At 64.7% G+C, this 20092-nt stretch carries 17 protein-coding genes and 1 pseudogene; 7 read left to right on the top strand and 11 right to left on the bottom strand.

Translation table 11 applies throughout. From position 1 onward, the window contains the following. On the top strand, positions 1 to 333 hold a 333-nt coding region (locus ATB1_RS19300; RefSeq protein WP_042666575.1), incomplete at its 5' end, for an FAD-dependent oxidoreductase. A 130-nt stretch (positions 334 to 463) separates the two neighbouring features. Here the strand turns inward: ATB1_RS19300 and ATB1_RS19295 are convergent. The 3 genes and pseudogenes from ATB1_RS19295 to ATB1_RS21235 all read right to left on the bottom strand — a co-directional run bounded on the left by ATB1_RS19295 (position 464) and on the right by ATB1_RS21235 (position 3036). Further along, the gene (locus tag ATB1_RS19295) at positions 464 to 1186 is read right to left on the bottom strand and encodes an alpha/beta hydrolase (RefSeq protein WP_042666574.1); all 723 of its coding nucleotides are present in this window, start codon (positions 1184 to 1186) and stop codon (positions 464 to 466) included. Continuing rightward, on the bottom strand, positions 1186 to 2184 hold the full coding sequence (locus ATB1_RS19290) for a ring-cleaving dioxygenase (RefSeq protein WP_042666585.1): 999 nt from the start codon (positions 2182 to 2184) through the stop codon (positions 1186 to 1188). Before ATB1_RS19290 ends, ATB1_RS19295 begins: the two co-directional genes overlap by 1 nt. 100 nt (positions 2185 to 2284) lie before the next feature. After that, positions 2285 to 3036, bottom strand: a pseudogene (locus ATB1_RS21235) (pirin family protein). A gap of 205 nt (positions 3037 to 3241) precedes the next feature. On the opposite strand from ATB1_RS21235, the gene ATB1_RS19285 reads away from it, so the two are divergent. Then, a complete protein-coding gene (locus tag ATB1_RS19285; protein ID WP_042666572.1) occupies positions 3242 to 3463 on the top strand; it encodes a hypothetical protein in 222 nt (73 codons plus the stop codon). A 37-nt stretch (positions 3464 to 3500) separates the two neighbouring features. Here the strand turns inward: ATB1_RS19285 and ATB1_RS19280 are convergent, their stop codons facing one another. From ATB1_RS19280 to ATB1_RS22180, 6 genes are all read right to left on the bottom strand, one after another. Continuing rightward, positions 3501 to 4190 carry a hypothetical protein gene (locus tag ATB1_RS19280; RefSeq protein WP_042666570.1) on the bottom strand — a complete coding sequence of 230 codons (690 nt, stop codon included), beginning with the start codon at positions 4188 to 4190 and terminating at the stop codon, positions 3501 to 3503. Positions 4191 to 4989: 799 nt separating this feature from the next. Then, a complete protein-coding gene (locus ATB1_RS19275) occupies positions 4990 to 5754 on the bottom strand; it encodes an SDR family oxidoreductase (RefSeq protein ID WP_042666569.1) in 765 nt (254 codons plus the stop codon). 374 nt (positions 5755 to 6128) lie between these two features. Beyond that, positions 6129 to 7112, bottom strand: a complete 984-nt coding sequence (locus ATB1_RS19270; protein WP_042666568.1) for an alpha/beta hydrolase — start codon at positions 7110 to 7112, stop codon at positions 6129 to 6131. Between the two features lie 658 nt (positions 7113 to 7770). After that, a complete protein-coding gene (locus tag ATB1_RS19265; protein WP_042666566.1) occupies positions 7771 to 8820 on the bottom strand; it encodes a rhodanese-like domain-containing protein in 1050 nt (349 codons plus the stop codon). A 117-nt stretch (positions 8821 to 8937) separates the two neighbouring features. Beyond that, a complete protein-coding gene (locus ATB1_RS19260; RefSeq protein ID WP_082256491.1) occupies positions 8938 to 9168 on the bottom strand; it encodes a PadR family transcriptional regulator in 231 nt (76 codons plus the stop codon). 190 nt (positions 9169 to 9358) lie between these two features. Continuing rightward, a complete protein-coding gene (locus ATB1_RS22180; RefSeq protein ID WP_157837776.1) occupies positions 9359 to 9523 on the bottom strand; it encodes a hypothetical protein in 165 nt (54 codons plus the stop codon). A gap of 36 nt (positions 9524 to 9559) precedes the next feature. Here ATB1_RS22180 and glmM point away from each other — a divergent pair, with 36 nt between their 5' ends. The 4 genes from glmM (at position 9560) to glmU (ending at position 14875) form a co-directional block, all read left to right on the top strand. Next, positions 9560 to 10891, top strand: a complete 1332-nt coding sequence (gene glmM / locus ATB1_RS19255) for a phosphoglucosamine mutase (protein WP_042666563.1) — start codon at positions 9560 to 9562, stop codon at positions 10889 to 10891. Positions 10892 to 10977: 86 nt separating this feature from the next. Beyond that, positions 10978 to 12018 carry a hypothetical protein gene (locus tag ATB1_RS19250; RefSeq protein ID WP_241768381.1) on the top strand — a complete coding sequence of 347 codons (1041 nt, stop codon included), beginning with the start codon at positions 10978 to 10980 and terminating at the stop codon, positions 12016 to 12018. 357 nt (positions 12019 to 12375) lie between these two features. After that, positions 12376 to 13593, top strand: coding sequence for a succinylglutamate desuccinylase/aspartoacylase family protein (locus ATB1_RS20075; RefSeq protein WP_052368192.1), 1218 nt, complete (start codon positions 12376 to 12378; stop codon positions 13591 to 13593). A gap of 100 nt (positions 13594 to 13693) precedes the next feature. Then, on the top strand, positions 13694 to 14875 hold the full coding sequence (gene glmU / locus ATB1_RS19240) for a bifunctional sugar-1-phosphate nucleotidylyltransferase/acetyltransferase (protein WP_042666561.1): 1182 nt from the start codon (positions 13694 to 13696) through the stop codon (positions 14873 to 14875). A 208-nt stretch (positions 14876 to 15083) separates the two neighbouring features. On the opposite strand, the gene ATB1_RS19235 is transcribed toward glmU, so the two are convergent. Then, positions 15084 to 16793, bottom strand: coding sequence for an asparagine synthase-related protein (locus ATB1_RS19235; RefSeq protein ID WP_042666559.1), 1710 nt, complete (start codon positions 16791 to 16793; stop codon positions 15084 to 15086). Between the two features lie 24 nt (positions 16794 to 16817). Beyond that, positions 16818 to 18626: a glutamine--fructose-6-phosphate transaminase (isomerizing) gene (glmS, locus tag ATB1_RS19230; RefSeq protein WP_042666557.1), complete on the bottom strand. Its 1809-nt coding sequence runs from the start codon at positions 18624 to 18626 to the stop codon at positions 16818 to 16820. Positions 18627 to 18996: 370 nt separating this feature from the next. Here glmS and ATB1_RS19225 point away from each other — a divergent pair, with 370 nt between their 5' ends. Beyond that, on the top strand, positions 18997 to 20028 hold the full coding sequence (locus ATB1_RS19225; RefSeq protein WP_052368190.1) for a thioredoxin domain-containing protein: 1032 nt from the start codon (positions 18997 to 18999) through the stop codon (positions 20026 to 20028). Positions 20029 to 20092 lie beyond the last annotated feature (64 nt).

The following is a 20092-nucleotide window of genomic DNA, read 5'->3' as shown; positions in this document are numbered from 1 at the left end:
ACGACGGTCGTGGTCGCGACCGACGACGGCGAGTACGAGGCTGACTACGTCGTGCTCGCCACGGGCGCGAACCGCGACCTCGCCGAGGCGCTCGGCTGCGCGTTCGACGACGGAATCGTCGACGTGGACGTGACGATGGAGACGAGCGTCGAGGGCGCCTACGCCACGGGCGCGATGGTCCGCGCCGAGGAGTGGCAGGCCGTCATCTCCGCCGGCGACGGCGCGGCCGCCGCCCTCAACATCCTCTCGAACGAGAAGGGCGAACACTACCACGACTTCGACGTGCCCGCCGACGCCGAGTCCGTCTACGGCTCCCTCATCGACGAGGTCTAATCGGCGAACCCGGTCGGCCCGGCCGACTAGGTCTCCTCGCTACCTTCACTCCGTTTTTCTTCGACGGCACGACCACCGCGTAGCTGCGCGGCTACCGTCCCGTGACTCGTGAAAACGACCGCATCACGCCTCAGCTGAGTCGCTCGATGAACGAGTCGATGACTCGGATTTCGTCGTCGTTGATGGCGTGGCCCAGTCCCTCGTACAATCGACTCGTCGCGTCGGCCCCGAGCGTCGAGAAGACTCGGGCCGACGCCTCGACTCGGTCGGCTTCGACGCGGGTGTCGTCGCGGCCGCTCCCGAAGAAAACCGGCGTGCCGTCGAGGCAGGTGTCTGCGACATGACCGTTGTTGTCGCCGTCGTCACCGTCGCCGTCGTTGCCGCCATCACCGTCGGTCCGACTCGCGAGGTCGGGTCCGAGGAGGCCTCCCGAGAGGGCGACGAGACCGCCGTACCGGCGGGGGTTCCGAACCGCGAACTCGGCGGCGAGACACGCCCCCTGCGAGAACCCGAAGAAGACGACTCGTTCGGGCGGAATCCCGGCATCGGCGGCGATGTCGAGCGCGGCCGACACCCTTCCGAGCGCGGAGGAGAGCCACGGCTCGTTTCGCTCGGTGGGGCTGGTGGCCGGGGCCGGATACCACGAACTGCCGGCAGCCTGCGGCGCGAGGTACATCACGCCCCGGTGGAGGAACTCGTCGACGAGGGTGAGGACGTGCCGCGCCTTCGACCCGCGGCCGTGGAGCATGACGACCGCCGCGTCGGCGACCTGCGGGGGTGCTCCGGCCGTCGCAATCTCCTGGCCCTCGTGAGGGTCGGTCGCGGACCGGGGCGCTGTTGGGCGGGGGGACATCAGTTCGACCCGTCGGTTCCGTTGCCTTCGTCGGCTTCGACATCCGCGTCTCTTCCCTCATCTCCGCGGTTTCCCGGCAGGTCGAGCGGGCGCAGTTGGCTTTCTATCATCTCGCGGTCCTCCTCCAGCCACGGCGGGAGGTACAACGACTGGCCGAGCGCCTCCGGGTCGACGTCGAACGTGAGTCCGGGGCCGTCGGTCGCGAGTTCGAACAGGATACCGCCCGGTTCGCGGACGTACAGCGAGTGGAACACGTGTCTGTCTTTCACCCGCGACACGTCGTAGCCGCGCTCGCGGAACAGGTCGTGCCACTCGTACAACTGGGCCTCGTCCTCGACGCGGACCGCGACGTGGTGAATGCTCCCCGCACCCTCACGGCCGAACTCACCGTCTCTGTCGAGGAGGTCCACGACGGTCGCCCGGTCGCCCGGCACTCGGTAGCGGACGCGGTCGCTCTCCTGTGCGACGAGGTCGAACCCGAGCGTATCGAGCACGCTGGCTGTCACGAAGGGGTTCGTCGAGTGGAGCGTGACGCCGTGGATACCGTGAATCGCGCGCTCGGCGGGGACCGGACCGTCGGCCCACGGTTCGACCGACGACTCGCCGGTGACGAGTTCGAGGTCGGTGCCGTCGGGGTCGGAAAACCGGATGACCGTCTCGTCGAACCGCTCGAACGGGCCGTTGACTTCGACGCCGCGGCTGGCGAGGCGGTCGGCCCAGTAGTCGACGGCGTCCGGCGGAATCACCAGTGATGCGGTCCGAATCTGCGGCGTACCGGGGCGTCCGGGTTCCTCGGCGGGGTACGGGAAGAACGTCAGGGCCGTTCCGGGCGACCCGGTCTCGTCGCCGTAAAACAGGTGACGCGTGAACTTCTCGTTGAAGTTCACCGTCTGCTTGACGAGACGCAGGCCGAGCGTCGTCGCGTAGAAGTCGACGTTCGCCTGCGCGTCGCGGACGATTCCCGTGATGTGGTGGATTCCGGCGGTGTCTGTGAGCATCGAGTTGGGTGTGGTGTCTCGGTGGATGGGCGGGTAGGGGGTAGTGGGTGATGGTGGCGTGTTGGTGCGGCGGTGACGTTTCGGTGGGGACAATGCCGCGTCAGCGACCGATAGTTCCTGCCGGGTGACGGGCGCGTCGGGGTCTATCAGGAACGCGACCACAGTGGCGTCCTCCTCGGCGGTGAGCGTGACCCCGGCGTCGTCGACGAGCAGGCCGCTTTCGGTCTTCCCGAAGCGCGTCCCCGCGGCCTCGACCGCGCCGTCGAACACGTAGAAGTACGCGTCTCGCCCCTCGATGTCGGGGAGGTCTGCGCTCGACCCGGCGTCGAGGCGGAGGTCGAAGAGGTCCACTTCGTTGCGGACGAAAAGCGGCGCGTCGGAGCCCTCGGGGCCGAACAGGTGTCGCCACTCGCCCTCGACGGGGGCGTCGATGGGTTCGTGTTGGATGTTCGGCTCCAGCCCGAGGCTGTGAGGTCGGACGAACATCTGGAGCATCCGCAGCGGCGGGTCGTCCGCGCGGGTGAACTCCTCGTGCCAGAACGTCTCGCCCGCGTTCATCACCATCAGGTGGTCAGCGTCAGTGACGAGGTCGTTGCCGTCCTGGTCGCCGTGGCGCATCACGCCGGCGGGCACCCACGAGATGATTTCCTCGTCGCGGTGGGGGTGCATCGCGATGTGCGTGTCGGGGTCCATGAACGACTCGACGATGGTCGCGAGCGGGCCGTAGCCGTGGTCCGCGTGGTCCGGGAGGGCGCGTCCGGGGAAGTTGAAGTAGGTCCGGAACTTCCCCTGATTCTGGGAGACGTCGGTTCGCTCCGCCTTGTAGAGCTTCGTCTCGGAGCCGACTTTCATTACGTGCGCACCTACGCGTCGACTCTATATACCTTCTCGGCGACGTGACCGAAAGCAGGTGACGTCGGTGTCACCGGCGACGGGTCTCGGAACCACCGACGAGTGACGGTCGCGAGTGGCGGACGGCCACCGGCGTCGACAGTCTGGTTCCGGCTCGACCACCCGGTGGCAAACGTTTTGTTCCGACAGCCGACAGGATAGCTGAATGGAGACGAGTCGATGGACGCCGCGGCAAAGCTGGCTGTTCGTCGTACTGAGCGGCATCGTCGCGACGGGAGTGGTCTCCGTATTCGGCCCGGCCGACGCTGGCGTCCCCGCGTCGGTGGCCGTCGGGGGCGTGGTCAGTCTCATGTTCGCGGTCGGCTACGCGGTCTCCAACGAGCGGGTGAAACAGGTGCTCCTCGATTTGCTGTCACTTCTGCCCTGAGACCGCCCTCCTGAGCGGCCCTGAACGCCCCACGTCGTCACCACCCCTGTCGAAGCACGAAGGCGGCGTGCCCGAACACGGCCAGCAGGAAGGGAACCGAACCGGCGGGCCAGACGACGACCGTGCCGAGCGGAATCGCACCGAAAAAGAGCGCAGTCACGGCGAACCGAACCCACACCCAATCGGCCGATTTCGGCGTCGAATCCGCACGAATCGACACGTCGTGTCGTCGGAGCGTTTCGCGGAACCGGGATTCGACCCCGTCCGGAACGAGAAACATCGAGGGCTTGTTGACGACCGATTTCCCGTAGGACAGTCGGACTGCGGTCCGGTCCCTGAGGGTCACGAACCGAGCGGCTTCGACGTCCGCGAGCGACGTGGTCACGTCCTCGTCGCTCCGAAACAGCGAGGGGTCGCCCATGTGGTAGGTGCTTTCGAGCTCGCCGGCGTCCCCGTCGACCGTGACGCTCGTGCGGACGAACCGCTCCGAACTCTGGAGGACTGCCGTCAGTATCACCGCGCAGTACATACTGTACACGAACGGGCCGCTGTCACCGGCGAGCGCCCCGAAAATCAGTAACGCGAGGGGAGCAACGGCGAACACGCCCCACCACAACACGCGGCCGAAGTCGACGCCGTTGAACGCGATTCGCATCGGGAGACCCCGCAGTCCACTCACGTCCGCGGTCCACGCTATCTCGGGTTCGGTCTCGTTGGAATCGCTCACTCGTCATCGGATTGCGCGCGCTGGTTTAATTCTCGTGGTACTCTCCGGGTATCACTTCCGCGACCGTAGTTCGTCCGGCACTCTGCGCGGTTCCAATGATGTTTTACTGATGTATTTTGTATGATATTGTATTTTAGATGAGTTCTGAGAAACGTCGACTGACATCTCTACACACGCGAACAGGTTCTCATACTCCGTGGTATTTTAGGAAATAAGCCGTTTATCGGTTGAATATCGGCGGAGACCGTCTGGGCGGAACGCTCTCGACCGCGACGGAGAGTCTCTCGCTGTCATCGACGAGCGACACGGTTTTCGACAGACAACAGGCCCAGAAATTCAGTGAATAGGCGCTTCTATCCGAATTTCCCGTACCGGGCGCATATCCGAGTGGAGATAACTCCTCTCTAAAGATATTGCTTCATCGACACAATATTAATTTATCAGTTTATGTGCTTGTGCGTCGATGGTTCGACCGCAGTGACGACGCGGCGGTCTCCCGGCCGATTGCGGCACATTACAGATGTATCCATGTAATCTCACACATGTGTTCAGATCGATACTGGTGTTATCTCCGGTTTTGGTAGTAGACGTCCGGTCTCGGTTCCGAAAGTATCACTTCGCTCGTCGAACACACGGCGTGGTGGGCGCTCTGCGGGCCATTAACGCGGCCGGCCGAACACCGCGTTGAACCGAACAGGGACTATTTACGACCGATAAAGGGACGTCCGGGCGTGTCGAACCCCCGAAGTGTCGCCGCGCCGTCGAAACGCGGCCCCGAGGGGGAGCTGTTCGAAGCCGATTAGGGCTGGACCTGGTCGAGGGGGCGGATGAGAACTTCGTTGATATCGACGCGCGCGGGCTGGGTGACGACGAACGTGATCGTCCGCGCGATGTCCTCGGGCGCGAGCGCGTCCATCGTGCCGACGTAGTCTTTGACGTTCTTTTGGACCTCGTCGTCCGGGATGTGGTCGAGCAGTTCCGTGTCGACCGCGCCGGGTTCAATCGACGAGACGTGGATTCCGGCCTCGGCGACGTCGAGTCGGAGCGAGTCGCTGAACATCTTGACGCCCGCCTTCGCGGCGTTGTAGTGCGAACTGTTCGCCTGCAGGAACCGGCCGACGACCGACGAGAGGTTGACGATGTGGCCGCTTTCCTGTTCCATCATCGTCGGGACGACCGCGTGCGTGAGCGTGATGAGGCCGGTCAGGTTCACGTCGATGGTCGTCTGGAGCGTCTCGCGGTCCGCCTCGCCGATGTGCGCCAGCGGCATCAGACCGGCGTTGTTGACGAGGATGTCGATGCGACCGTACTCGTCGAGGGTCGCCTCGACGAGGTTGTCGATGTCGTCGTCGACCGTGACGTCTGTCGGGACGACGAGAGCGTCTCCGCCGTCGTCTTCGATGGTTGCGGCGAGCTCTTCGAGTTCGCCTTCGCGGCGGGCGGCGACGACGACGCTGGCACCGCGCGAGGCGAGGGATTTGGCGGTCGCGCTGCCGATACCCGACGAGGCGCCGGTGACGATTGCGACCTGCCCGTCCAGTTCCGAACCGAATTCTTCTGACATCACCTGTTAGTAGTCACCTTACTGGCTTCCCGGTTATGCTATCTGGAATGGGTGTTTAAGTAATCCCGTTCCCGAGCGCCTCGTCTCCCGGCGGTACCCGCGGTGGCGGTACGGTGACTCGGACCAGAAAACTCGGCTCCCGCGGTCGGTACGAACCGGGTTGCGGTCGCGTCTCGCAGAAAGGCTAAAACCGACCGCCTTGTGCCGTGCGGCGCTCGTCAGCGGAGCGTCACTGTTCGGCAGCGTCGAGATAGTCTCGGGTCCACAGGACGGCAGACACGCAGAGAAACGATAGCCCGTACACCGCGCTCACTGCGACCATCATCTGGAGCGGGTGCGTCCGCGGTAGTACCCCGGTCTCTCTGGGCGACCGGCTATCGAATCGTCCGGTCGAGGAACTGGCGGATTGCCTCCGGACCGGCGGGCGGTAGGTCCGCGAGAAGCGACTCCGGCGACTCGCCGGCCGCCGCGTGCGTCGCCTCGTACACGGACTGTGCGTGGGTTGGTTTCGCTTCGAGCAGGTCCATCGCCACGCGTTCGGACTCGATATCCTCGACGCTCTCCGCCCAAACGTGATTGAGGTCGTGTAGCTCGTATCTGACGGCGTTCACCCCGGCGTCGTCCAGCGCGTCGAAAAAGCGGCGACTCTGTTCGACGTCGACCACCTCGTCCTCGCGGCCGTGCATCAACAGCGTGGGCGGGGCCTCGTGCGTGACGTGAGTAACGGGACTGGCCTGTGCGTATCGCTCCGGCCGTTCGGACCGGGAACCGCCCATCAACAGCGGGATAATGCCTTCCACGTCGTCTTCGGGGAGCGCGAAGTCGGCGACGCCGTACCAGCTGACAACCGCCTGTACGGCCCCCGACTCCTCGGGGGCGACGGTCTTTTCGATTTCGTCGGCGAAGGCGTCGCCGAGGTCAGTGACGTCGTCGACGACGCCCGTGAGGAGCGCGAGGTGCCCCCCGGCCGACGACCCCCACGCGGCGACGCGCTCGGCGTCGTATCCGTACTCGTCGGCATGGGCCCGGAGCCACCGAATCCCGGCTTTCACGTCCGCGAAGTGGTCGGGGAAACTCCCTCTCGGCGTCGGATTTGCCGGGTCGTACATCCCTTCGAGGTTCGACCCGTCGGGGACCTCTTGGAGCCGGTAACTCACGCTGGCGATGGCGCAGTCCCACTCGGCGGCGTACCGCTCCGGTGTCGGGACGTTCGCGCGCGTCTCCGCTACCCACCCGCCGCCGTGGACGTAGACGACGAGCGGGGGGTCCTCGCGCTCCGGGACGTAGAGGTCGAGCTTCATCGCTCCCTCGGGGCGCTCCGCGTAGGTGACTCCCTCGTAGACGGTGACGTCGTTCATGTCTGTCACGAGTGAGGTCGAGCGGACTACAAAAAGGTGTGTACGCTCGATTCCCCTCGATCGAGGGTGGGGGTTGCCCCTTCAGGTCGCTGAGGACGAACCCGCGGACGTGGGACTGTTGCATCGAGACGAACGGCGCGACTGTCGGAATCAGCGCCAGATGCGCGGCGGCCATCATCGGCGCTCAGAGCGTGCTGACCTGTCTTTGTACCCCAGCGCGGCCGGGAAGTTGCCACTGTTTCGGAGTTCGGGTTCTGTTGCGTGTCTTATTTTCACACTGTTGAATTTGATTTGGCTCTAGTCTTGCGTTTTTGAATCTATAGCGGTGAGAAAGCTTGGAAAAATTTTCTGAGTGACATAAAATCGAAATCGATAGACTACTCCTATTTCACCACTGTTGTGCTTGAATAGAAGGAACGCGACACTGCCCTCCTCCGAAACTGTGGGTCTGCAGCCCCGCGAGATTTGATATAGCGAAGTACGATTTATCATTGAAAACCGATGATTGGCCGTTGTTTTACTAAACCTCATTGTCCAAGCGCGACAACGATGCACTAAATAAAGTCAGCTAATCAATATCTGTCGCCTACAAGCCGAAACCGAGACGCACAGAATCACCACGGGGCGAGTTCCGCTCTTTCCGCCGGTCGGTCCCCGATCAGATGCGCCAGTTCAGCGAGTACGAACTGTCGGTCATGGTCTCGTTCGTCTCGGTACCGTTCGTCATGGTCTCGTTCGTTCCGGTGCTGTTCGTCGTCTCGTTCGTGGAACTCGAAGCCGACCTCGTCTGTTCGGCCGGTGTGCCCGTACCGGCCGTGACGGTTCCGCTCGTCAGTTCACTCAGCGGGGCCTGAATGGCATAGCTCGGCGTCTCGACCTGAATCGTGCTCTGCGCGTCGACCTGCACGAACTTCAGTTCGAGCGTGTACGTGCCGTCGGATTCGATTTCGGTCGCTTCGACCTGATCGGTCTGCGGATGGAACGCCCATGCCGTCTCGCCGGCGTCGAGTCGGTTGGTCTCGCCTTCGATGGTCCGAACCGTGTAGTCCCGGTTCGTATCGGACCCCGCAAGCGGGTAGTTGCGGTCGAGCCACGACTGGAAGCCTTCGTCGATGGCGTACACGTTCTCGAAGCCGGTCGAGAGCAGCATCGCCGCTCGGAGCGACGACAGGTGGTGCGGACAGTGGCAGTAGGTCACCACGCGGTCCGCCTCGTTCCAGTCGCTCGTGGGGTCGAGCGCACGCCCGTCCGGTGCAGGGCTGAGAACGGACCCGAAGATGTGAGAGACCTCGTATCCGGTCTCGCTGCGGGCGTCGACGAACCGCGCCTCCCCGCGCGCGTACCAGTAGTACGCGTCTTCGATGGGAACGAGCGGGACCTCGACGGTCACGCCTTGAACCTCTCGGGTGAGCGTGTCGTAAGCGCTCGTGTCGATAGACCGCTCTTCCGGCACGGTGTCGAACTCCGGCGGGTAACCGTCCGAGGGCTTGGAGTCGGTCGGCAAGTCGTCGCCCTCGCGTGGCCCACGCATCTGGTTTTCCGGCGCGGCCGTGGTCGTCTGCGTCGTCTGCGTGGAGGCGGAGGTGGTCGTCCGGGTTGTGGTCGTCGTCTCGTCCGAAGACCCGCTCGAACAGCCCGCGAGTCCGGCAATCGTCGCTGCACCGGTCAACTGAAGGAACCGTCTGCGGCTCGACTGTCGTTCTGTCATCACCAGCCACTACTAATCATCAGATGTTTATTATATACAGAATAAGGATCGAGCGTCCTCGATATCTCTGGTGAGCAGTTCGGAGGCTGCGGACCTATCGGACCACTAAATCACCGCTCACGCGGTCTGTTTGAGAAACCGTTGCTCCCAGCGGCGGCGTTTTTCGACCGCGTCGCGGCCCTTGTCAGTCAGCGAGTACTCGTTGGTCCGTCCGTTCTTGCTCCCCTTGTTGACGAGGTCTTTGTCGACGAGCTCGTTCAGGTTCGTGTACACGCGACCCGTGAGCAGGTCACGCCCCTGTGTCTCTTCGAGTTCGGTCTTTATCGTCTGTCCAGACGAGTCGCTCATTCCTCGCACAACGAACAGTAAATCGCGTTGAATCGCGGTTAATTCGTGTACGCACATAGGAGATGCCACGAGCGCACCCTATATGAACTTCGGAGATAGTTGTGACCCTAAAGAGACCCTAGAACGGGTGAAACGGTCGTTTCCCGGATTACACCCATCACAGCGGACGTCGACCGTCCGAATAAACACATCATAAGCCGAACCCGGTTCGGCCTCCCGAATCGCGGTATCGCGCGGTTTCGGGCGACTGCGCCAGCACGCCGCGACTGCCGACCGCCGGACGCCGCGCGATGACGGCCCTCCTCGGCCGCGGCCAGCCGGGAGCCAACTCGCCGTCGAGCGGTTTCTTACTCATCCCATAGTAAGGAACCCCGCAGCCTACTTGCGGAGTATGTTTGGAACGAGCGGCGTTCGAGGCCCCGTCGGCGAAGGCGTTACGGCGGAACTGACGCTCAGTATCGGCCGTGCCCTCGGTAGCGAGGTCTCCGGGCGCGTCGTCGTCGGCCGCGACGCGCGCGAAAGCGGGGCGATGCTCGAACACGCATTCGTCGCCGGACTCATGGAGTGCGGAGCCGACGTAATCCGACTCGGAACCCAATCGACGCCGTCTATCGCGCGCGCCGTCGAGTGGTTCGACGCCGACGCCGGCGCCGTCATCACCGCGTCGCACAACCCGCCGACCGACAACGGCGTGAAGCTCTGGGCCGCGTCCGGCCGGGCGTTCGGTGCGGACCGGCGCGCCGCCATCGAGCGACGCATCGAAAACGAGGACTACCAGTTCGCCGCGTGGGACGGCGTGGGGTCCGAACACCACCGGAGCGTGGAGGACCGCCACCGCGACGCGCTCACATCGAGCGTCGACCTCGCGGACACCTGCTCCGTCGTCGTCGACATCGGAAACGGGACGGGACGGCTCACGGCGGACGCGCTCTCCGACCTCGGGTGTACGGTCTCGACGCTCAACGGCCAGCGCGACGGCCGGTTCCCCGCCCGTCCGAGCGAACCGACCGACGAGACGCTTCGGGGGCTCCAAGCCCACGTCGCCGCGACCGACGCGAGCCTCGGTATCGCCCACGACGGGGACGCGGACCGGATGATGGCCGTCGACGGCGACGGGAACTTCGTCGACGGCGACACGCTTCTCGCCCTGTTCGGGCGCGAGGCCGCGTCCGAGGGCGACCGAATCGCGGTTCCGGTGAACACGAGTCTCGCCGTCGACGACGCGGTTGCGACCGTCGGCGCGGACGCGGTTCGAACGCGCGTTGGAGACGTGTTCGTCGCCGAGAAGTGCGCCGAACCCGGCGTCGTCTTCGGCGGCGAGCCCTCCGGCGCGTGGATTTGGGCCGACGAGACGCCGTGTCCAGACGGCCCGCTCGCGGCGTGTAAGCTCGTGGAGTTCGTCTCGCGGCGCGGCCCGCTGGCAGACCTCGTAGACGGTGTCGACAGCTACCCGCTTCGCCGCGAGAGCGTCGAGACGACCGACAAAACGGGCGTCCTCGACCGCGTCGAGAGCGCTGTCCGCGAGGAGTACGACGACGTCGACATCGACGACCGCGACGGCCTTCGCGTCGAGACCGACGAAGGGTGGTTCCTCATCCGGGCGAGCGGAACGCAACCGCTCGTTCGGGTCACCGCCGAGGCGCGAACCGAAACGGCGACCGACCGACTGTTCGACGAGGCGCTGACCCTCGTCGAGTCCTGCGCCGACACCGTCCCCGCTTGAATCGGGGGTTCGGCCCTTGTAGGGGCTGGGCTCCGCGCAGCCGTTCGAAAAGAAACAACTTTGACAGTTCTGGGAGAAGGAGAGCCGTGCCCTCCCCAACCACGACGCGGCGACGACTCCTCGCGACCGGCGGAACACTGCTCACAGCGGCGCTTGGCGGTTGTTCACAGGCCCTCTCGGATTCGGAGACCGGCTCGCGGCAACTCGTCTTTTCGTTGTTCCCGTTCGATGGCTCGCTTCGAGAGCGGTACGTCGTGGACCTGGCCGAGACGCGACCTCCGTGGGACGAAGACGCGTTTAACACCACACTCAACGGCACGGAGTACACGACGCAGTCTCGTAGGCCGTTCCCCGCTCGGGGAGACGATACCCCGACCTACGCGCGGCGGAACGGGACGTACTACCACCTCGATGCGCTCGTCGTCGGTGAGGAGACTGTCACCCACCCGGTTCTCCGGTTGTTCGAAGTCGGCCGCACTGACAAGCTCGAACACGTCCCGGACCACGTCGCACATTCGTCGCTCCCCGAGGTCGACCAACAGGCGGTACAGGTCGCGTTCTTCGCCGCGCGAGCACGAGGCAACACCGGTGGCGTCCCGAACGGACTGGTCCAACGCGACGGCTACGTTTACCGGGACGACGACGCAGCGGGGGCGAGCGACCTCATCGGCGAACGCGGCGCGTCTCACGTCGAATATCGGGACATTATCTACGAAGTCGAACTCACCCGAGAGACGTTTCACGAAGCGGTCTATCGGGCCGACGTCGACCCCGTCGCCGAGTCTGCGGCCGAAATCGAGACGATTCTGCAGGCGGCGGTCCTCGACGCGCGGGTGGCGCGAGAGGAACTCTCGCAGGCGGAGCGCGAGGTTCTCCGGCAAGCGACGGCCGAGCCGTACCGTGAGTCACACCCGTACTCGACCGCCTTCGAATCGCTCCTGAAGAAGCTCGGTCACTGGGTGTATCTCGATGGCAACGTCGAGAAAGACGCTGACGTCGACCCAGACCTCGAACGTCGGTTCCTCCGGTACGATGACCGCTACTTCAGCCTACTTCAGTTACACACTCAAGTTCACCACCGAATGATGCGACCGGAGAGCCCGCTCTCACGGCCGAACACACAGTGAGTGGCGGCGCAGGGCGTTCAGTCAATCCCTCCGAGTAGTGCGCGCTTGAACTTCTGGGGGCGCATTCGCCTCGCGAACTGGTAACATACCGTAACGCGGCGAGGTTCGATACGGTCAGTTTTTGCGATGGTATAAAAAAGCTGAATATGTGAAGGCTGTGACTTTCTCGAATCCATGACGTTCAGTGAAATGAACATAAATGGATACTCAATTCACCCGCCGTAACTTTCTCACCGCCTCCGGCGGACTCGCGCTACTTGGAAGGCGCTACTCGGGACTGCCGATGACGCGGCCGCGGCGTTCTCGCCGGGCGTCGTCGGGACCGCACCGTACCTCCGCGACAGACTCTACCCGACGATGGGCACCGACGAGGACAACCCCACCCTCGTCGTCTACGTGAACTTCCTGTCGGACTCCTCGCAGTACTTCGTCCAGCACAACCTCGAAGACATCGTCCGCGAGTACGTCCTGACGGGCGACCTCAATCTCGAACTCAGATTCCTCTCGTACCGCCCCGACGACCTCGACGCGTATCTCGTCGGCGACGACGAGGGCGAAGCCCGCGCCGCCCGCGCGGCTCACGGCGTCTGGGACGTCGAACCCGAGAACTTCTGGCAGTTCTTCGAGTTCATGTTCTGGAACTTCACCACTAAGACGTACACCCACGCTCGCCTGGAGTCCTACATGGACCTCGCCGGCGTCCGCAACATCACCAAAATCGCCAACCGAGCCTACGAGGACCGCTACGATAGCCTCGTTCGGTCGGCCACCGACGAGGCCGTCCGCTACGGCATCCCCAGCGTGCCCCGCGTCCGACTCCTCCGCGACCACAAATACGGCAACTACGGCGACATCCTCGGCTGGGTTCAGACTCGCCTCGACCGCGTCAACGAGGGGACCGTGTCCACTCACTCGCTGCTGCCCGGGACGAAGTACGAGACGCCCGTCTACGTCATCGACTCCGGCAAGCCCGGCCCGACCGCGTTCGTCGTCGGCGGCGTCCACGGCGAGGAACCGCAGGGCTACCACGCCGCCGACCAACTCAGACACCTTCGCCCGACCGGCGGCAAACTCGTCGTCGTCCCCTACGCGAACGTGCCCGCAATCAGCATCGGCGCGCGGTACACCGAAGACGGCGACCTGAACCGCCAGTTCCCTACGGGGGCGAACCCCACGTCCCGGCTCGCGCGGGCGCTCTGGGACGAACTCCAGTCGCACGACCCCGACGTGGTCGTCGACCTCCACAGCTCCAGCGGCATCTACAAGTACGACGGGAAAGTCGGGCAGGCCGTCTTCCCGACCCGCGCGACCCCGATGAACGCGGTGAACGCCTGCGACTACGTCAACGAGCAGTACATCGACCTCTCGGAGTACCCGTCGCACTACGACTTCGACTGCGGCAACTCCCTCGACGGGTCTCGGCCGCTCTTTATCCACAAGGCGTACGGCGACCTGCACCTCCCCGGCTACCTCGTCGAGACGACCCGTAAGGGGACGACCCTCGAAGACGCCGTGACGTGGGAAGTCGCCGTCGCCCGCGACCTGCTGTGGCAACACGGCGTCTATCACGGGTGAGCACTACGCCGCACCTAATGGCGTTGAACTCGCCGAAAAACGCCGACAACGACCCCTTATCTCGCGTATAATAAGGCCCGTCGTTCGACTACGGCGGGGTATGCAAGCTATCCTACTCGCGGCCGGGCGAGGCACACGCATGCGACCGCTGTCGAACGAAGTTCCCAAACCGATGCTGACCGTGGCCGGACAGCCGATCGTCGGTCACACCGCGGAGGCGGCGGTGGAGGCCGGTGCCGACGAACTCGTCATGGTCGTCGGCTACGGCCAAGAGGCGGTGCGCGAGCACTTCGGCTCGTCGTACCGCGGCGTCCCGGTCTCCTACGTCGAACAGGACGAACAGCAGGGGACCGCGGACGCGGTCCGCGCCGCCGAAGAATACATCGACGGCGCGTTCGCCGTCCTCTACGGCGACAACCTCTACGACCCCGACGGCATCGACAGCCTGTTCGACGCGGCCCCGAGCATCGCGTCGATTCGCGTTCCGAACCCCGGCAACTACGGCGTGTTGAACGTCGCAGACGGCGCGGTGGCGGAAATCGTCGAGAAGCCCGATGCCCCCCGAAACGACCTCGTCAACGCCGGTGCGTACGTGTTCCCCGCGGAGGCCCGCGACATGTTGGACGTGCCGCTGAGCGAGCGCGGCGAGCGCGAACTCACCGACGTCCTCGACCGAGTCATCGACGAGTTCAACGTCTCGCCGGTGACGCTCGACCGCTGGATGGACGTGGGCCGGCCGTGGGAACTCCTCGAAGCGAACGAGTGGAAACTCAAGACGTTCGACCGCCGCATCGACGGCGACGTGAGCGACGACGCCACCGTGCAGGGCGACGTGGTCGTCGAAGCGGGCGCGACCGTCAGAGACGGCTCCGTCGTCGAGGGGCCCGCCTACATCTCGGCGGGAGCGACGGTTGGGCCGAACGCGTACGTCCGCGGTTGCACGTTCGTCGGCCCCGGCGTTCACGTCGGCCACGCCGTCGAGATCAAAAACAGCGTGCTCCTCGCGGAGACGAACGTCGGCCACCTGTCGTACGTCGGCGACAGCGTCGTCGGCCGCCGCGTCAACTTCGGCGCGGGGACGAACGTCGCCAACCTCCGGCACGACGACGAAGACGTCTCCGTGACGGTCAAGGGCGACCGCGTCTCGACCGGCCGCCGAAAGTTCGGCGTGGTCGTCGGCGACGACGTGAAGACCGGAATCAACACGGCGCTCAACGCCGGTGTGACGCTCTCTGAAGGCGCTCAGACGGCTCCCGGAGAGACCGTGACGACCGACCGGTAACGCGGCGACAGCGACGAGGCGACCTCCTTCTCGCACCGGTTGCGACGTCTCGGTACAGTCCGAATCTCCCCGCACCGTCGCACGCTCTTGTCAGTCGTCGTCGGTGTCGAGGTGAGTCAGTACCGACAGCAGTCCGTGGCGGCGGAGAACGAGCGAGACGACATCGCGAGCACGAGCCGTCGGTCAGTCGGGGAGAAGAAGCGGAGACTCAGGAGTCGGTCAGCATCCGAACCGGCGGACACAACACGTCGTTGGGGGTGAGGATGCTGTCGTCGTCCGCGGCGTTCATCCACGTCGTGATGTCGTTGATTCGCAGCTTGACTCTGACCGGAAGCTCGTGGATGCTCGGGTAGCCGGGGAAGAGCTTGCGGTCGAGTTCGTTCCGGTCGTACTGCGCCTCCATGTCGGGCCACGGCGAACTGAACGGGGAGACGCCCGGCACTTTCCGCCGGAGGAACTTCTCGATTTGGTTCTTCCGGAACGAGTCGTGCGGTCTGTCCGGCGGGCGGTGGCGGAAGATGTCGGGGTTGAGTTTCCGCATCGCCGCCATCATCGTGTTCGTGTTGCGCTTTTCCGGCGGCGTCTTCAGGTGCCAGTCGATGAGTTCGGCGTCGGCGGCGACGAACGACTCGATGTAGTTGTCGGACAGCTCGAAGTGGAACGGGACCGACGGCTGGTTTTGGATGCCGATGAGTTCGATACTGTCGTAGACGTTGTCGTAGCGGTCCGACCACTTGTCGAGCTGCTCGTCGACGACGTCGTCGATGAACTCCATGCTCGTGTCGAACTCGTCGTAACACTCGGGGAAGACGTGATCGCACGCCGGGTGGTAGCCGAACTTCGACGACAGCACCTCGGCGGGGTCCGGGTCGGGGTCCAGCCCCTGCAACGGGAACCGATTACCGAACACGTCGACGACGTTCTGGGGGAGGAAGTGCCCGCGGAGGAACGTGTCGAAGAGCAGTCCGTGAAAGACGGTGTCGACGTCCATCTTTTCGTCACAGCCCGCGTGGTGGATGTGGACGGATTCGCGCGTTCCGAGGGAGTACTCGATGACGTCCTCGTCGACGTTGATGTAGTCGTCGTCGGGGACGAGGGTTTCGTGGTCAGCGCCGTACTGGTGGGCGATGTCTCGGGCGACTTCGACCTCCGGGTGGTCGGGCTCACCGAGCGTGTAACAGACGTCGATATCCGGATGCTGGGCCACGATCGCCCGCGAGTCGTAGCCGCCGCTCAAGAGGACCCCCTGCCTGCCCGGGAAGTTCGTCCGGCGGGCTATCGCCCGTTCGAGGCGCGCCGCGAGTTCGTCGACGTAGTCGAACTCGTCGGGGTCGGCGGGGTCGTAGACGAACCGAGAGAGCGACCCCGACTCGTCGGCGGTGAAGTAGCCGTCGAACGGGATGCAACTGAGTCGGCTGTACACCGTCCGGTCGTCGACGACGACGCCCATGTGGATGTATTCGAGGAGACCGCGGGTGTCGACTTCCAGATCGCGGGCCGCCGAGAGGACGCGTTGCGGGTTCGTACCGAACACCCGCCCGTCGGGCGTGTCGGTGTAGAAGCACTGCCACGTTCGGGCGGGGTCCGAGGCGACGATCGCGTCGCCGTCGAGTTCGACGAACACGAGGAACGACCCGTTGAGTTCGCCGAACGCGTCGGGTCCGACCTCGGCGTACCGCTCGAAGGCGTGCTCGGCCGCCGGGGCCGAAACGTCATCGGGCGAAAACGCCTCGCCCCAGACGATACAGCTCCCTCGCTCGTCTCGATACGTCGACGAGCGTCCCGGAAAGCCGAGCGCGGGGTCGCGGATGGCGACGGTTGCGCGCTCACCGTCGGCGACCCAGTCGAAGCTCGAACGAGACGCGAGCTCGTCGAAGGCTCCGTCGTCGTCGAGGACGCCAAACAGTTCTTTGTTCATTGTGGGTGGCTGGTTTCCGTGGGATTACTCGACCGTGACACTCTTGGCGAGGTTTCGAGGCTTGTCTATCTCGCGGTCCAACTCGGTCGCACAGTAGTACGAGAGGAGCTGTAACTGGACGTTCGCGAGGAGATTCGTACAGACGGGATGCCTGTCGGGGACGTAGAGGTGCTCGTCCGCGGCGTCCATTATCTGGTGGTCCGACGGGCAGATGGCGACGATGGGCGCACCGCGGGTCTTCGCCTCCTTAGCGTTTGTCACCGTCTTGTCGCTGCCGTCGGTACAGACCGCGAAGACGGGAGTTCGGTCGGTGACGAGCGCCAGCGGGCCGTGTTTGAGTTCGCCGGAGGCGAACCCCTCAGCGTGCTCGTAGGTGATCTCCTTGAACTTGAGCGCGCCCTCCTTGGCGACCGAACAGCCGAGTCCGCGGCCGATGAAAAAGTACGCGTTCATGTCGAGGTACTCGCGGGCGAGTCGCTTTGCGTCGCTCGTCTGGAGCACCCGTTCGACGGCGTCGGGGAGGTCGGCCATGTCGGAGACGAGTCGGTCGAGGTTGTCCGCGGGGACGCCGGAATCGACGATATCCGAGAGGTGCTGGCTGAGGAGCGTGAGGACCGCGGCCTGCGACGAGAACGTCTTCGTGGCCGCGACGCCGATTTCGGGGCCGGCGCGGATGTAGACCGGCTCGTCCGCCTCGCGGGCGGCGGTCGACTGCACGACGTTCGTCACCGCGAGCGTCTCGACGCCCTCCTCGTTGACCTGTCGGAGCGCGCTGAGCGTGTCGGCCGTCTCGCCGCTCTGAGTGACCGCGATGAACAGCGTGTTGTCAGTCAGCGACCCCGTGGTCAGGTCGTACTCGCTCGCGCGAATCGCGCGCGCCGGAACGTCACAGCGGTTCAGGAGGCTCGCACCGAACAGCGCGGCGTGGTACGAGGTGCCGCATCCGACGAGCTGGACGGAGTCGACCTCCGAGAGGTCGGTCTCGATGTCGAGGTCGATTTCGCCCGACGCCGGGTCGAGACGCCCTTCGAGCGTCTTCTGGAGCGAGGTCGGCTGCGTGTGAATCTCCTTGAGCATGAAGTGGTCGAACTGCCCCTTGCCGGTCTCGTCGGGGTTCCAGTCGACCGTCTCGACTTCGCGCCGCACCGTCACGTCGTCCTCGTCGGTGATGTCGACGCCGTCGGCGCGGACCTCGACCGTGTCGCCGTCTTCGAGGTAGACGACGTTCTTCGTGTGGTCGAGGAACGCGGGCACGTCGCTCGCGAGGAAGTAGCTGTCCTCGTCGACGCCGAGGACGAGCGGCGACCCCTGTCGCGCGGCGTAGATGGAGTCGTTGCCGTCGATGACGACCGCGATGGCGTAGCTCCCTTCGAGCGTGTCGACCGCGTGCTGGAACGCCGCAAGCGGCTCGTTTCCGCGGTCGAGGTAGTAGCTGACGAGGTTCGGAATGACCTCGGTGTCGGTGTCGCTCGTGAACTCGTAGCCCTTCTCTTCGAGGGTGTCCTTGAGCGCCGCGTAGTTCTCGATGATGCCGTTGTGGACCGCGGCGACCTGGTTCGTCCGGTTCGTGTGCGGGTGCGCGTTCTCGTCGGTCGGCGGCCCGTGGGTGCTCCATCGCGTGTGTCCGATACCGAGCGTCGCGCTCGATTCGACCCCGTCGATGGTCTCTTTGAGGTCCGAAACCTGACCCGAGCACTTCCACACGTCCAGTCCCGAGCCGTTTTTCACCGCGATACCGGCGGAGTCGTAGCCGCGGTACTCCAGTTTTTCGAGCCCGGTGACGAGCGGGCTGATGGCCCGCCGTTCACCGACGTGAGCGATGATTCCGCACATGTTAGCGGTCCTCCGCGTGTCGGAACACACGCGCCGTGCCGGTCGTCGTTGGCTGCGGACGGTTCAGAGCGGACGAGGTGGCGGCGTTCGGCTCCACCCGGTGTTGTTTGCTGTGTGTCATGGGTTGCGAGGTCGACAGCGAGTTGAGCTGCCCCTGGAACCATGATACGAAGAAGCGGCCATTACTATAGACGCGCTAAGGGACGGCTCCGATTTCGAAACCGACACAAACGCACCGTTGTCGTTCGGTTTTTTCGAAACGACGCGGTGACGGGCGAACGGCGGATTAGGCACCGAACAGTCCGCGGGACGGGCGGTGCCACGCTTTACACGGCCGATAATAATGCCGGTCACGTCCCGGGTGTACTGTATGGTTGACCGAGAGACAGACAGGCGAAGCATTCTCAAACTATCCGGCGTCGCGGCCATCGCCTCGCTGAGCGGTTGTGCGAGTTTCGCTCGGCAGGCGAACACCGGCGGGGAAACCACGACGGCGAGCCAATCGGGGGGACAGACGACCACGGCGCGGCCCGAGACGCAGACGGCGGAGGGCAACGAAACCGACGCGGACTCGTCAGACGAGATGGGTCCCTTGACGGTCTCCGACCCGTCGTTCGACCTTCCGACCGAGTCCCTCCCGTCGTTGCAGACCGACAACCGGTACCCGACTGTCGGGACGGCCGACACGACGGTGACGGTGTACGGGAACTGGAAGTGCCCGTACACCCAGGAGTTCGTCCAGCAGCAGTTCGGCACGCTCATCGAAGACTACGTCGCGACCGGCGACCTCTCCGTCGAGTTCCGGAACGTGGCGTACATGGACGGCGACCCGTACCTCGGGCCGGACGCACCGCGCGCGAGCGAGGCCGGACTCGCCGTCTGGAACATCGACCCCGAGTCGTTCTGGACGTACTTCGCGTACGTCTTCGCCAACCAGCCGCAGGAGCGCTACGACTGGGCGACCACCGACAACCTCGTCCGAATCGCCGAGGAGGCGGACGTGAACGGCGTCGACCAGATTCAGCGGGCGATTCGGTCGCGCGCGTACGCCCAGAGCGTCCAACTGTCCGCCGACAGCGCGGCCGAACTCGACATCACGACCGTCCCGCGGGTCGTCTCCGACGACGAGGTGACCGCGCCGACGGTCGACTTCGAAGCCACGAGAGAACAGCTGGAACGGGCCGCCGGCGGTTCGACGTTCGGTGAAACGACGACCGAGAGCGACGATTCGTTCGGCGGGAACTCGACGGAAAACGACACGTCGTTCGGAGAATCCACGACCGAAAGCGACACCGCCTTCGGGTCGTCGTCCGGCGGAAACGAGAGTGGCACGGCGAACAACAGTTCGACGACGTTCGGAAGCGACGAGACGACCGAATCGGACAGCGACGACGCGTTCTAGTTCTCCGCGACGCTGTCTGGGTGGTACTCTTCGGTTGTGGACCGTCTGCACCGGCCGACTGCGG

Source organism: Haloferax sp. ATB1, assembly GCF_000730175.1.
This window is presented reverse-complemented; position numbering and strand designations above follow the sequence as displayed.